The organism is Streptomyces sp. (genome assembly GCF_031181555.1).
GTDB lineage: Bacteria > Actinomycetota > Actinomycetes > Streptomycetales > Streptomycetaceae > Streptomyces > Streptomyces fimbriatus.
Genome location: NZ_JAPSKQ010000165.1, coordinates 1 through 13813, shown reverse-complemented (window position 1 = coordinate 13813; position 13813 = coordinate 1). Strand labels below are relative to the sequence as shown.

Genomic DNA, 13813 nt, shown 5'->3' with positions numbered 1-13813 from the left:
TCGACGACCCGGCGGAAGATGCCCGGCCCCGAGCCGTGTGGCTGCCCGCGCTCGGCGATCACGGGCCGGACACCGCGCTTCCACGGCAGCCGCCGTTACTTGTCGTGGTCGTGGCCACGGTCCGTGAAGAGCATGTCCGACCGTCTGCGGGACCGTCCGACGACACCGGACACTGCGGGGATCTCGTCCGGCAGCGGTACCAGCCGGGTGACGTCGCCCGCGGTTTCCGCCGGTCGGTGACACCGCTGGCGGGACGCCCCGGCCGTCAGTGAGGACGTGGTGCCTGCTGCCCGGCCGTGCTCGGCCGACCGGGCTCGGCCCGCTTTCGGGACCCTCCTGCCTGCACGCTGTGTGCGTGGTGCTCGGCGCGCAGCCGGGCCAGAGTCCGGCGGCCCCGCTCGACCAACTCGGGATCGCCGTGGGAGGCGCCAAAGCTGATGCCGCTCACCGCATCCAGGACAGCGTCGATGACCAGGCGTGCCTCCTCGGCGCCGGTCAACGTCCGGCCGTATCCGGCGAGGAACGCGCTGTACAGGCCGGGGCGGCCGGCCCAGGCATCGGACAGACGGACCAGGTCCCGTACGGCGGGTCCGGGCTCGCTGCGCTCGAAGTCGATCACCGCGATGAAGTCGTCCGCCTCGTCGCCGTCGTTTGCGTCGGCGTGGAGGATGTTGCGGAGCTGGAAGTCTCCGTGAGTCTCCACCCACTCCAGCGGTGGCAGTGACCGGGCCTGTTGGACGAGCTCACGGACGAAGTCCTCATCCTCCGGCGCCAACTGCGGCTGGGCACCCGCCAGGTGCCGGTCGGCCTTGGCGAGGGCCGGGCCAGGGGGGACCGGGGCCGGTCGCGGGGGAGAGGCCTGGTGGATACGGCGGGCCAGCGCACCGATTCGGCGGAAGACCGCTCGCTCCCGCTCCGGGGAGAGGACAGCGCCGTACAGTGGCCGGCCCGGTACCGCGGTGAGCACCACCGCACGCAGTTTTGGGTCGGCCGCCACCAGCCGGGCGGGTCGCCAGTGTCGTCAGCAGTCGTCCGTCCGGCGTGAGCTGTTCCACCCACGCGCGCGGCACACGGGGCACGCCGATGCCGGAGTGGATCAGGTCGTACGGGGCTGCGGCGGCATGCCCGTCGAGTGCGTCGCCCTGGACCACCGTCGCGCCGAGGCCCAGCCGGTCGAGGTTGCGCTGGGCGAAGGCCGCCATGCGCCCGTCCTGTTCGACGCCGGTGGCGCAGCCGGGCCCGGTGATCGCGGCGGCGAGCGCGAGGGAGACGCCGGGGCCCGGGCCGAGGTCGAGGTAGCGCCCGCGGGGAGTCGGCCGCAGTCTCTGCAGGGCTTCGACGGTGAGGGCCAGGTAGGTGGACATGGAGGTCATGTGGCCGCCGGTCACCGGCCCGCGGCCCAGGGCCTCCAGCGGTTCTCCGTCGCGCTGGAGGAGGTCGAGCCACTCCGCCTGGTCCTCCGGACGGGAACCGTCGAGGAGACGCCATTCGATCGGCTCGATCCCCGGGCCGCTGGTCCGGACGTAGGCGTGCGGCAGGAGGACCTCCCGCCGCACGTGGAGGGCGGCCTCGCGCAGCAGAGGTCCGGTGAGCATGCCGTCGCCTTCGAGGCGGTCGACCATCTCCTGCCGGGCCTTCTCGGCCCGGGCCGCGAGCGGCGCCCGGTCCGCAGGGTGCGGTGAGGACGTCGGGAGGGCCATGTCAGCGGGTCCTCCGTGCGGCGGGGGCGTTCCATCCGAGTTCGGTGTACGCGGTGCCGGCGCGGATGCCGTCGATCGCGGCACGGGTGTAGGCGACCATCGGCTCCGGCAGGCCGTCGAGCGGCCACCACGTCCAGGCCGTGCACTTGTCGGGCTCCCGGACCTCCGGCTCGCCGGCCCACCGGGACGCCGCGAAGAACAGCTGGATGCGGGGCTCGGCGTCTTCGCGGTCGAGCAGGTGCACGGTGTGCACCAGGGTGAGGTCGGCCGGGTCGACGACGAGCCCGGCCTCCTCGTGCGCCTCGCGGACCAGACACGCGCGCACGCTCTCCCGTTCGACGTGCCCCGCGAGGGCGTGCCACTCACCGGCGGCGTAGGCGACCCCCGGGTGCCGCAGACCCAGCAGGGTGGTGCCGTCGCGTTCGAGGAACAGGTGCGCGCCGATGACGTTCTTCACCGCCCCCGTGCCGTGGTGGCCGACGGCCGGGCGCGGCGCGGGCAGGGGCGGGGCGGGCTGCTCGGCGTGGTGGGTCTTGATCGCCTCGTGGGCCCACGGGCACATGGAGAGCTGCTCCATGGTGGGTACGTCGAACCAGGCGAACATGATGCCCTCGGACACCGGCAGCGCGCGGGCGTCGCCGTCCCAACGAGCCGTGTAGAGGCGGATGTTCCCCTCGGTGACGTACGGGCCGCGAGCCGTCGTGGTGGTGTACGGGGACACCTCGGGCAGGACGAGGCCGGTCTCTTCGAGGATCTCGCGGACGATCGCCTCGTCCGGGCTCTCGCCCTCCTCGGAACCCCCGCCGACCAGAGACCACGTGCCGGCATCGCAGATCGGCTTGTGCGCATCCCGCAGGTGCAGGAGGTACTGACCGCGGCTGTTGACGATCATCACGGCCGTGCCGACCCTGCCGGCGGTGTGTGCAGCGGACAAAGAGCTCACCTTCCCTGGGATGAAGAAGTGGTCGACGGTGAAGTGGAGTCCGGCGCGTCGGCGGGCATGGCCGCCAGGCGGCGCACGGGGGAGGCCGGCAGCAGCGCAACCGGTGCAAGAAGTGCGAGACGACCGATCAGGAGCACACCCCCACACGTCCGTCAGGACCGCCGGCGGCGGCGCGGTGCGCGGTGAAGCCCGCCGTCCGGCCGCCGCCGGTCCGGTCGGACACGGGACGGGACCGAGGACGATCGGACATCATGCCGCCTCACCGGCCTCGGCACGGTAGCCGGCGGCCTGGAGGGTGAACATGGCGGCGTACTCGCCGTCGAGGTCCATCAGCTCCTGGTGCGTGCCGGTCTCGGTGATGCGGCCGCCTTCGAACACGAAGATGCGGTCGCACTCCACGACGCTCGCCAAGCGGTGGGAGATCAGCACCGTGATCTGATCCGACCGCCGGGTGTCCCGCAGCACCGCCTGGTAGACGGCGTGCTCGGCACGGGGGTCCATGCTGGCGGTCGGCTCGTCCAGAAGGAGCACCGGCGCGTTCTTGTACAGACCGCGGGCCACAGCGATCTTCGCCCACTGGCCGGCCGACAGCTCCTGCCCGCCGCGGAACCGCTTGGACAACAGGGCCCCCCACGTCCCCGGGAGGCCGGCGATGACCTGCTCGGCGCCGGAGGCACGCGCAGCGATCAGCGCGCGCTGTGGGTCGGCCTCGGTGAGCGTGCCCCGGGAGATCGTGAGGTTGGCCAGCGCACTGAACGGGAAGCGGACCGGGTCCTGCAGCACACAGCTCACCCGCGCCTGGAGGGACTCGGCGTCCATCTCCCGCACGTCGACACCGTCCCAGCGCACCGCGCCGGACTCCTCGGCCTCGTACAGTCCGGCGAGCAGTCGTGCGCACGTGGACTTCCCGGAGCCGTTGACGCCGACGAACGCGACCTTCTCACCCGCGCGCAGCGTCATGGAGATGCCGTTCAGCGCCGGGGTGTCCTTGCCGGGGTAGGTGAAGGACACGTTGTCCAGCGTGATCATCCCGACCGTCTCGGGCGCGGGGGCCCCGGCACGGCGCGGCTGCAGTTCGCGGCAGCGCTGCTGGAAGGCGAGCAGGTCATCCACCCACATGGCGTGCTCGTAGACCAGGTGGGAGACGTCGACGAGCCGGGTCAGCGAGGACTGGGCAGCCTGGACGGCAAGGACCGCACCCGCGCCGGAGGCCAGTGGCAGCCACCCCGCGATCAGCATGGCGCCGAGCGCCGCGTAGGTGACGCCGGTCCCGATCCCGCCCACAGCACGTCCCGCCAGCGTCAGCCCGGCCGAGCTCACGCCGAGGCGGGTGTCCTCCGCCGCGATTCGCGTCGTCAGTCTGCGGTGTTCCTCCAGCAATGCCCCCTGGGCGGTGTCCGAGCGCAGCTCGGCGGCCGCGTCCCGCTCGAGCAGCAGCCAGGAGAAGACCCGCACCCGGCGCTGCAGGGCGTTCCAGCGCTTGAAGGAGTGGAAGCGGGCCCGTGCGGTGCGTACGGCGGCCGCGCCGACCGGCAGCACGGACAGCAGGAGCAGTGGGAGCAAGGCCGGATGCAGGACGGCCAGCACACCGGCGGTGCCCACGAGCCCGAGCAACGCCGCTGCCAGGGAGACGACCTGGCCGACGATCTGCCGGGCGTAGAACAACCCGCGGTCGTTGGCCCGGTAGGCCTCGTCATGCCAGTCCGCGTCGTCGACGACCTCCAGGCGCACATGGGCGGTCAGCTCGAGGAACTCGCACTCCAGGCCGGTGCGGATCTTCGGTGTCACCCTGGCCTGAGCCACGGCGACGCCCGCCTCCAGCAGCGCCCGGGCCGACAGGAAGCCGACGACGACCAGCAGCTGGGGTACGGCCGCACGCACCCGGTCCGGGGTCGGCCCCTCGGCGAACAGCTCCCGCAGCACCGCCACCGACGCCATCAGACCGAACGCCGTCATCGCGGCCGATGCCAGCTGCAGGACCACAACCGCCACGGTCGCGGTCCGGTCGGCGCTCCAGGCCAGCCGGCCGATCCGGCGCACGATGCGCGGCAGCCGAACGAGGATCTGCCCCACCGACGCCTGGGACGCGGCGCCGTCGTACACAGACCAGTACGCCTCCGCCAGACCCTCGGTGATGTCACCGTCCTGCGGCCCGGGGGGTACGGCGGCGGGCGGCAGCGGAAGTCCCGCGCGGCGCGGGGCCGGCACTTCGCCCGTGGGGATGCCGCCTGCGTCGTTGGTGTCTTTCACGCCCCCCACCTCGTATCCGGACGTGCTGAGCGGAAGTCGTCGGCGGTGCGGCGGACGAGGGGAGCGGTGACGGTCTGAGGGACAGCAGGCGTGGGCTGGGCGGAGACAGGGAGAGGAGCGGGCACAGGGGCGGGAAGGGGATGCATGACGGCCTCCAGGAAGGGGGTGGATGGGGTGTCACGGCGCTCAACGAGGCAACCCGGCGTTTCGAACACATGTGTTTCGGACGTGGTGTGAACCCCGGGACGGAGCGGAAGCGCGCTCCTGTCGGGTACACCGACCCTTGCTGGAAGCGGGCCGTTCTCCGGGACGGGCATGGCCGAAACGCCGACGGTCGCGCCTGTGCACGGACAGCTGTCCGCCGAGTGTGGGAACACGACTGTTCGCGACGGACGGGTGAGGTCCAGTCGGAGCGTCATGACGGCGTGGTCGGTCGGCCCGCCCTCGCGGGCTTCGTGGTGACAGTCGCAGGCCACGATCCGGTGGATGTGGCCGCTGGTGACGGAGATGCGGCCGAAGCGGAAGCCGTTGCCGCTGCGCCCGTACCAGGAACGGGTGACCTGGTCGGGGTGCAGGTGGCGGAAGGCGTCGACCAGACGCGCGTCCTTGGAGCCGTCGTGGAAGACGTACTCCCACGCGCCGAACACCCGGCGCGGGGCCGGTGGTTGCGTTCGAAGACGTGATCAGGTCACCGGCGGCGATCACGGGCATCTCGGGAAAGGCGGCGGGCAGTGCGGCAGCGTCCTGGTGACGGCCTCCTGGAAGGCACGTCCGGCCTCGTTGCGACGCTCCTGCGGGCCGGGGGACATACTCCCGGCCCGCATCAGGACACGCGTGATCGAGGATCATGGAACCAGCCTCACGGGGCTGCACGCCCGGGGCTGTCAGCCCGGTTGTGCGGACCAGGACGGTCGTGTGCGGGCGAGCGCGGCGTACAGGGTGCGGCCGAGTCACCCCCCGGTGCGGGGCGGGAGCACGGCAGGCCTGAAACCAGGCATGGCAACGGTCTCCGGTCGGAGGACGCCGCCGTGCCCGATCGAATCGGATCGCAGCGGTCGGGTACCGCCGGGGTACCTTCTGCCAGGGTCGACGCTGAAGGGAGGTCCCGTGATCTCGGCACTGAACCACCTGGTCGATCTTGTCGAGGAGCACCTCGCCGAGGAACTCGACGTCCACGGACTGGCCACGGCGCTCGGCACGACCGAGTACCACTTGCGCCGGATGTTCTCCTCGTTGGCCGGCATGCCGCTGTCGGAGTACGTACGCCGGCGCCGCATGACCGTCGCCGCCGCCGACGTCGTCCGAGGCGAGGACGATCTGCTGAGCATCGCTGTCCGACACGGATACGGCTCGACGGAGGCGTTCGGACGTGCGTTCCGGGCGGTCCACGGCGCCGCTCTCCGTGACGTACGCCGCGACGGGGGGCCTCTACGCACGCAACCGCAGCTCAGGTTCCGCCTGACCGTAGAGGGGAGCACTCCCATGGACGCCCGCATCGTTGACCGCCCCGCATTCCGGCTGGTCGGGCACACAGTCCGGGTCCCACTCATCCACCAAGGTGTCAACCCGCACATCCAGCAGCACATCACCGCGTTGCCGCAGCAGGAGCATCTCCGGTTGAAGGCCCTCAGCGACACCGAGCCGGGAGGCCTGCTGCAGGTCTGTGACGACCTCGTCCCCGATGCCGCGGAGGGCAGCGAACTGACCTACCTGCACGGGGTTGCTGTCACCCGGGACACGCCGGCCCCCGACGACCTCGACGCCATCGAGGTACCGGCCGGCAGATGGGCGGTCTTCCGCACCGACGGACCGTATCCGCAGAGCCTCCAGACGACCTGGGCCGCCACCGCGACCGAGTGGTTCCCTTCCAACCCGTGGCGTCTGCGGCCAGGTCCCTCGATCGTCACGGTCCTCGAGCGCGCGGACGACTTCAGCACCGCGACCTGTGAGCTGTGGCTGCCCGTCGAACCGGCATGACGGACTCCGGTGATTCATGGGCGCGGGGCCGGGCGTACCACCGCGTTCCTCCTGCGGGCGCGTCTGCGTGTGCAGCGCGAGCGGGCAGGTCACCGTGCCGGAGCAGGGAGAATCCCGTTCAGAATCTGCTGAAGGTGCGTGACCTGTCGGGGAATGAATTCGGCGATCGTGAGGCCGACGGCGAACACCTGCGGGCTCGAACGCGTCATGGCGGGCATGAGACCGATCAACGGGATCGCACATGGCGGAGCCGGGGTCGGCCGCGGTGGAGGTGGCGGCAGCCGATGACGAGACCGCCTTCGCCGTCCGGGCCGCTCTCCCCACACGGTGGGCGACCGCGGCAGCGGACCAGACGGTCCGGGAGACCCGGCCGGCGTCGGCTGCGCTGCCACCTCGACGTCCGCCAACGCCCCGACGGGACCTTGCTCGGCCGCCACCCGCCACCCGCCGCCGGGCGACCGGGAACCGGCGAAGGCGGCCCGCGTCAGGAACCGTCAGGAATATTGAGCCCCGCTCCGCGCGGCGGCTGCGGTCCCTGAGAGCCCCGGAACGCCCGGGCTCGGCGGGGACGACGACGGCGGTGACGAGAAGGAGCGGCAGACCGGGCGCCGGGCGGGGACGTCACGCCTCCCATCCGGCGCCCGAAGCGTACGGATCGGCCCCGGCCGCCGTTCCACGGGGGAGGGAGGCGGCCATGGCTGGGGCGATGAACCCCGGCCAGCGGTCCGGACGGGCCTGGGGCCGACCCCAGGCCCGTCCGGACCCTAGTCCTGGGGTCCTGCCGGACTCTGGACCGTGAGCACGATCTTGCCGCGGGTACGCCCCGCCTGGCTGAGCCGCCAGGCATCCGCGGCATCGGCCAGGGGCAGCACCTTGTCCACGTGAGTCGTGAGCTTCCCGGCGTCCGCGAGGTCGGCGAGCTCCGTGAGCTCGACCGGGTCCGGGCGCACCCACACGAGGCGCCCTCCCTTGGCCTCGACCTCCGCATCGGCGATGGACACCACCCGGTCGCGCCGTTTGAGCAGGGACTGCGAGACGTCCACGGCACCGTTGCCGACGAAGTCGAGTGCGGCGTCGACACCCTCGGGAGCCAGCTGCCGCACCCGGTCGGCCAGCCCCTCGCCGTACGCGACGGGCTCGGCTCCCAGGGAGCGCAGGAAGTCGTGGTTGCGCTCGCTCGCGGTGCCGATGACCCGGACACCGTTGGCGACGGCGATCTGTACGCCCAGCGAGCCGACGCCGCCTGCCGCGGCATGGATCAGGACCGTCTCCCCGGAGCCGACGCCGGCCTGCTTCAAGGACCGCAGGGCGGTGAGCCCGGCCAGCGGTGTCCCGGCGGCCTGCTCCCAGCTCAGCGCGCGCGGCTTCTTCGCCAGGGTGCGGGCCGGTGCGGAGATCAGCTCGGCGTAGGTGCCCCGCTGCGCCCAGTCCTTACGGGCATAGCCGAACACCTCGTCGCCGACGGCGAACTCGCCCGTGTCCGGGCCCAGGGCCTCCACGACGCCCGCGAAGTCCCAGCCCGGAATCAGCGGAAACACCGTCTCTATGATCGGATCGAGCTGCCCGGCCGCGAGCTTCCAGTCGACGGGGTTGACCCCCGCTGCCACGATCCGCACCAGGGCCTCGCCCGGCGCGACCTTCGGTTCGGGGAACTCCACCAGACGGAGATCATCCGGTGAGCCGTACTCGTCAAGTGTGATCGCCTTCATGTACGGGGCAACTCCCGTTCCCACCGGTTCATTCCGCACCCCTCGTGCACGCATGCCTCTGCGCGCGCAGGGCCTCGACGCTGCTCACTCGCCCGCCCGGAGGCACCGGGCCGGGCGTCTGCCGCGTCGCGGCGTCGAGCCTCGCGGACACCCCACCGCGGACAGGGACAAAGAACTTCTTCCCATGCGGACCGCCGCGGTGGATCACTTCAGTCGCTTCCTCTGCCCGTGCCGGGGCGTGCCTCGGTCATGACGCGCGGGCAGGGAAGGTGCGCAAGGACGGCCCCGGCAAGGGTCGCTCCCCCCCGGGGAGGACGTGCCGGGGACCCTGCTGAACCGCGCGCACGTCCTGCCACCCCACGGCATCGGCCGGATCGTCGCCGACGTGGTCGCCGGGCCGGGCGGCCGCGACGTTGCGGTGCTGCTTCAGGACCACGGGCAGCGTCTCCCGGCACCGCTGCGCATCGACGGTCTCCTCTCCGGCAACCGGTACCGATCGATGCCCCGGACGCACGCCTGGCGTTCCCGGCGGCGCCCGTCGAAGCCAGCGGCCCCCGGCATCACCACTCCGCTCCGCGGCGCGCCGTCAGCCATGTGCCGGCCCGGCGCGGGGCCCATGAGCTGAAGGAGTGTGGGTTCTCCGGCCCGGGGCATAGGGCGTTCCGGTGACTTGCGGATTTCGAGTGGTCTTACGTCGACCGATGCCACGTCGGTCTCGCAGCGGTGTCACTTCTTCGCGCCGGAGCGGTTCTGCCGGGCTGTCTCACGAGTCCCTTCGGACGAACAGAGCGGTGGCTGTTGCTGCGGAGCGGGACGCCGAGATGACCGCCCGGAGCGTGGTGCAGCCGGTGACGCCGGGGGTGTTGTGGTCGGCGTCGACGAAGGCGCTGAGCACGGAGGCGGTGAGCGCATCGACGGTGGCGCCGCCCATGGTGGGGCGGGAACGCCGTCGATACGGGAGGCGCCGGCGACCCGGATGGCGGCGGCCGGGCGATGAAGCCGAGGATGATGTGGAGGCCGTCGCGGCACGCTTCGAGGGGAAGGCACCAGATGCCTTCGTGCCGGGCGATGCGGTTGCGGAGTTCGTGGAACCGCTGGACGGGGTCTTCGAGGAGGGGCAGAACACGACGGGGAGCGTTCCTCGGGGCGCACAGCGGGGCCGCCTCCCACCCTTCTATCTCCAACCTGTGTTGTTCCTAGAATGGCCGGATGGAGGACATCGATGCGATCGCGGCGTTGCAGGATCCGGTGCGGCGCCGTCTGTACGAGTATGTGGCGGCGCAGGGCCGGGAGGTCAGCCGCAACGAGGCCGCCGAGGCGGCCGGGGTGGCGCGCACGCTCGCTGCGCACCATCTGGACAGGCTGGCCGAGGCCGGACTGCTGGAGAGCGGCAGCCGCCGTCTGACGGGTCGTTCGGGGCCGGGGGCGGGCCGTCCCGCCAAGGTGTACACGCGGGCGCGGGCCGAGCGGGCGGTGTCGCTGCCCGCCCGCGACTACCGCACCGCCGCCGAGTTGCTCGCCGAGGCCGCTGAGCAGGCCGGGCTGGATGCCGAGCTCTGCGCGGCCGCGCACCGCCGGGGCGAGACCCTGCGTGGCTCGGCGGCGCCCTGCGGCGGCCTCGAAGAGGCCATGGAGGTGCTGGCCGTCCGCGGCTACGAACCGCACCTGGAAGACGTCGAGGAGGCGACCGGGGCGGCCGCGCGCGTCGTCCGTATGCGCAACTGTCCCTTCCATGCCGTCGCCGAACGCTTCCCGCCGCTCGTCTGCGGCATGAATCTCGCGCTGCTGAAAGGGCTGCTCGGCGCGGACGGTCCCGTCCGCGCCCGCATGGACGCCCGGCCGGGGGAATGCTGCGTAGTGATCGAGGCTTCTAAAAACAATCACGATTGACATAGAAAAGCGAGCCGTGCTGGGATGTGGCCATGACCACATCCGCGCATGCCGCCCACCTCGCCCAGCTCAACGTCGCCACGCTCCGCCACCCTCTCGACGACGCGCGCATGGCGCCGTTCGTCGAGATGCTCGACCCGGTCAACGCCGCCGCCGACGGCGCGCCCGGCTTCGTGTGGCGGCTCGTGGAGGAGGGGACGGCCGACGCCACCGGCCTGCGTCCGGCAGGCGAGGACGTCATCGTCAACCTGACGGTGTGGAAGAGCCAGGAGGCCCTGTGGGACTTCACCTACCGCAGCGGGCACCTGGAGGTGATGCGGCGGCGTCGCGAATGGTTCGAGCGGCACGTCGAGGCGCACCTGGTGCTCTGGTGGGTCCCCGCCGGCCACCTCCCGACCGTGGGCGAGGCCCTGGAGCGGCTGGCGGACCTGCGGGCGCACGGGCCGTCCCCGCGCGCGTTCACCTTCACCTCCTCCTACACCGCCGACGAGGCCGCCCGACACCTTCAGGCCGTGCCGCCGACGCGGTCCGAGCAGGCCGTCCGAAACGCGCGGCCGACGCCGGCCGGGGACGCGACGCCGGTGTAGGAGAGGGGGTGCCCGGTCCGGCACCGCTGCTGAGCGGAGCCGGGGGAGGAGCGCGGCGGCGGTCACTGTGCCGAGCGGGAAGTGGCTCGCCTGGCGTTCGTGGCGTCGGTGGAGGCGTCGGCATCCGGCGAGCCGGGCGTGGTGCGTTCGATGGTCCGGTGATGCCGGCCGAGCCGCCGGCTGGAGTCCGTGCCCTTACGGGCGATCCGGGGCGTGGTTCCTCGGCCGCGTGACCAGCGTCGCAGGTGGTTGTAGTCGTAGCTCTTGTCGCCGTGGAGCTCGTCGGGCCGGCGCCGCCGTCTGCCGCGCCGGAACCGGACTGGAAGTATGCCCTGCACGAGCGGGATCGGGGCCTGGCTGTCGTGGACGTTCGCCCCGGAAATGGCGGTGGACAGGAGCGGACCGGTCCGCTCGGTGATCAAGTGGATCTTCGAGCCGTGCTTGCCCCGGTAATCGATCTCCTGGGCGATCAGCGCATCGCCGACCTCGCCCTTGGCGTGCAGACTGCAGATCCGGATGCAGCTCTGCTGGGGAACCACGCCGTTGGTGCTGCCGTGTTGGCTGAACGGGTGGCATGATCCCCGGGTTGATCATGCTGGAGAGGGGTCACCGGTACCCGGTCGAGGGGATCTGGCACTGCGTGTGGCTGTACTTCCGCTTCCCGCTCGGCTTTCGCGAGGTGGGGGAGCTGATGTTCCGGCGCGGCGTTGGTGTCTGAAGTTCGGGCAGGCCCGTGCCGACGGACTGCGCTGCCGCCGTCCCCGGCCGGAGACAAGCGGCATCTGGACGAGGTCTTCATCAGGATCAATGGCGAGCGGAAGTATCTGTGGCGGGTTGTCGACCGGGACGGCAGCGTCCTGGGCATCCCCGCGCAGGAACGCCGGGACAAAGCCGCGGCCAGGATGAGGCGCTCACGGCGGGTCGGGCCGTGTCTTTGCAGGGAGCGGGTCGTCCGCGGCCAGGGCCCGCGCCCTGGCCCGCGCCGCAACACCGTCGCCGTCCGGCCGCGGCAGGCGCGGGACCGGCCCGGCGCGGACCTGGACGATTCCGGCCGCCGACCCGTCCTCCGGATGGCCTGCCGCGCGGTGCAGCCGACGGCCGGGTAACCGGGAGCTGCTACGACTCGGCGTGCGCCGGACGGCGCTCGCGGCCGCCGGGATGCCGGTGCCGCCAGATCCAGAAGACCGCACACGACAACAGGGCCCACCCGCCCAGCACCAGGAAGGGGAACGCGTGCTGGTGCCCCTGGAAGTACACCGCCATGTGCTGCGCGTTGACTGAGGCACCGGGCGGCAGCCACTTGCCGATCTCGCCCAGCGGGGACGGCAGCAGCGGCCAGGACACCGCGCCGCCGGACGAGGGGTTGCCCAGCAGGATCATCAGCCCCCACGTCGGCAGCATCGCCCAGCGCCCGAACAGGGTGTTGAACATGGTGAAGACCATGCCGCTGGCGAACAGGGTGAGTGCCAGGATCATCCACGACTCCACGAACGGCAGGTCGAGCGCGCCGAGCAGCCAGTCCACGGCCGCGACGATGGCGAACCCGCCGAGCAGCGCGTAGGCGAGGGTGAAGAGGATGCGTTCGAAGGGCGTCAGGGACCGTGCGTGCACGCTGAGCTGGATCGCCCCGACGAAGCCGATGATGACGGCGGCCAGCGAGATGTAGAAGATCGCCAGTCCGCGCGGATCACCCTCCTGCAGCGGATTGATGTCCTGGACGGTGACCTCGACGTCGGTTTTCTCCCCCACGACCGGCGCCGTGTCGGCCAGCACCTCCGCGACCGAGGCCCCGGAGGCGCCCGACACGCTGAGGACCGCGGTCCTCCCGTCGTCGCGGATGTCGAAGATCGCGAAGACCTCCTGGTCCTCCACGGCCTGACGGGCCTCGGCGGCACTGCCGTACGTGTGCACCTTCACGGACGCGTTCAGTGCCTTCTCCAGACCGTCCAGGAAGGCCTGCCCGCGGGCCTGTTCGTACGAGCCGACCACGGCCGTGGGGATCGAGTGCGGCGTCGGGTTGGCCATGGAGTAGGTGTACGAGCCGGCGAAGAGACCGGCTGCGGCCGCCAGGATGAGCACCAGCACGACGGCCGGCCAGAACGGTGACTTCCGGAACTCGGACCACCGCTGTCCGCGCGTCGGCGGCTGGGCGTGGGCACCATGGGACATGTCGGGCATGGCCAGGACGTTTCCATAAACGGGGCGGAAGGGCATCAAGAGCGCCGTCACCCGTGGGAGCACCCGGGATGACGGCCCCGGTCCCGGACGGATCGCTTCCCGTCCGGGACCGGGGTGTCGCCGTCGGCCGGCGTCTCCCGATGCGTTCAGATGCGTACCAGCGGCGTGCCGACGAGGTGCTCCGCCACGGACCAGGCCCGCGGCCCATTGGTGCGTACGGCATCGGAGACCAGGAGGTCGTTGTCCCGTCGTCCCCCACCTCCCGGGTGCGGGCCGCGGCGTCGTGGCACTCGGTCAGGTCCGGCTCGTGCGTCTCCGGTAGCTGCGAGAGCATCGGCGACAGAACCCGGACGGATCAGGGGCGGGCAGGCAGCGAACCGCCCGTCTGCGTCGTGATGGCGGTGACCGTGGACGGCACCCGCGACATCCTCGGGATCCGGACCGGCGGTGGCGAGGGCGCGCGTGCTGGTTGCGTGTTCACCGAGCTGAAGAACCACGGTCTGGACTGCGTCCTCGTGCTTGTCGGTGACGGGCTGGAGGGCCTGTCCGAGGCGGTCGAGGCCGTCTGGCTCCGCGCGA

Annotated in this window: 11 protein-coding genes and 3 pseudogenes; 6 read left to right on the top strand and 8 right to left on the bottom strand. The window is 71.9% G+C overall.

The genetic code is table 11. The annotated features are described in order from the left end of the window. Nucleotides 1–265: 265 nt before the first annotated feature. The 4 genes and pseudogenes from RIM90_RS25890 to RIM90_RS25875 all read right to left on the bottom strand — a co-directional run bounded on the left by RIM90_RS25890 (nucleotide 266) and on the right by RIM90_RS25875 (nucleotide 4893). Entirely contained in the window at nucleotides 266–967 is a 702-nt protein-coding gene (locus RIM90_RS25890; RefSeq protein ID WP_309063166.1) for an aminoglycoside phosphotransferase family protein, read from the bottom strand. A gap of 112 nt (nucleotides 968–1079) precedes the next feature. After that, nucleotides 1080–1364 (bottom strand): annotated as a pseudogene (locus tag RIM90_RS25885) (methyltransferase domain-containing protein); the annotation flags it as partial. Between the two features lie 337 nt (nucleotides 1365–1701). Beyond that, entirely contained in the window at nucleotides 1702–2643 is a 942-nt protein-coding gene (locus RIM90_RS25880; protein WP_375165552.1) for an NUDIX domain-containing protein, read from the bottom strand. Nucleotides 2644–2892: 249 nt separating this feature from the next. After that, on the bottom strand, nucleotides 2893–4893 hold the full coding sequence (locus RIM90_RS25875; RefSeq protein ID WP_309063163.1) for an ABC transporter ATP-binding protein: 2001 nt from the start codon (nucleotides 4891–4893) through the stop codon (nucleotides 2893–2895). A gap of 1107 nt (nucleotides 4894–6000) precedes the next feature. On the opposite strand from RIM90_RS25875, the gene RIM90_RS25870 reads away from it, so the two are divergent. Together RIM90_RS25870 and RIM90_RS25865 are read left to right on the top strand one after the other, a co-directional pair. Continuing rightward, nucleotides 6001–6870, top strand: a complete 870-nt coding sequence (locus RIM90_RS25870) for an AraC family transcriptional regulator (RefSeq protein WP_309063165.1) — start codon at nucleotides 6001–6003, stop codon at nucleotides 6868–6870. Nucleotides 6871–7111: 241 nt separating this feature from the next. After that, on the top strand, nucleotides 7112–7669 hold the full coding sequence (locus tag RIM90_RS25865; protein ID WP_309063162.1) for a DUF6207 family protein: 558 nt from the start codon (nucleotides 7112–7114) through the stop codon (nucleotides 7667–7669). Here RIM90_RS25865 and RIM90_RS25860 read toward each other — a convergent pair. Next, entirely contained in the window at nucleotides 7635–8579 is a 945-nt protein-coding gene (locus RIM90_RS25860; RefSeq protein ID WP_309063161.1) for an NADP-dependent oxidoreductase, read from the bottom strand. The two genes, RIM90_RS25865 and RIM90_RS25860, sit on opposite strands and share 35 nt — an antisense overlap. 763 nt (nucleotides 8580–9342) lie before the next feature. Next, on the bottom strand, nucleotides 9343–9510 hold the full coding sequence (locus tag RIM90_RS25855) for a hypothetical protein (RefSeq protein ID WP_309063160.1): 168 nt from the start codon (nucleotides 9508–9510) through the stop codon (nucleotides 9343–9345). A 278-nt stretch (nucleotides 9511–9788) separates the two neighbouring features. On the opposite strand from RIM90_RS25855, the gene RIM90_RS25850 reads away from it, so the two are divergent. Beyond that, nucleotides 9789–10469, top strand: a complete 681-nt coding sequence (locus tag RIM90_RS25850) for a helix-turn-helix domain-containing protein (RefSeq protein ID WP_309063159.1) — start codon at nucleotides 9789–9791, stop codon at nucleotides 10467–10469. Between the two features lie 32 nt (nucleotides 10470–10501). Continuing rightward, nucleotides 10502–11056: a DUF3291 domain-containing protein gene (locus RIM90_RS25845; RefSeq protein WP_309063158.1), complete on the top strand. Its 555-nt coding sequence runs from the start codon at nucleotides 10502–10504 to the stop codon at nucleotides 11054–11056. Nucleotides 11057–11101: 45 nt separating this feature from the next. Here the strand turns inward: RIM90_RS25845 and RIM90_RS25840 are convergent. Continuing rightward, nucleotides 11102–11505: pseudogene (locus RIM90_RS25840) on the bottom strand (transposase); the annotation flags it as partial. Between the two features lie 143 nt (nucleotides 11506–11648). Between RIM90_RS25840 and RIM90_RS25835 the strand changes: the two are divergent. After that, nucleotides 11649–11958: pseudogene (locus RIM90_RS25835) on the top strand (DDE-type integrase/transposase/recombinase); the annotation flags it as partial. Between the two features lie 214 nt (nucleotides 11959–12172). On the opposite strand, the gene RIM90_RS25830 reads toward RIM90_RS25835, so the two are convergent. Beyond that, nucleotides 12173–13234, bottom strand: a complete 1062-nt coding sequence (locus tag RIM90_RS25830) for an ABC transporter permease (RefSeq protein WP_309063157.1) — start codon at nucleotides 13232–13234, stop codon at nucleotides 12173–12175. Between the two features lie 68 nt (nucleotides 13235–13302). On the opposite strand from RIM90_RS25830, the gene RIM90_RS31620 reads away from it, so the two are divergent. Further along, nucleotides 13303–13813: transposase (locus tag RIM90_RS31620; RefSeq protein WP_375165550.1), on the top strand; the 511-nt coding region annotated here is incomplete at its 3' end.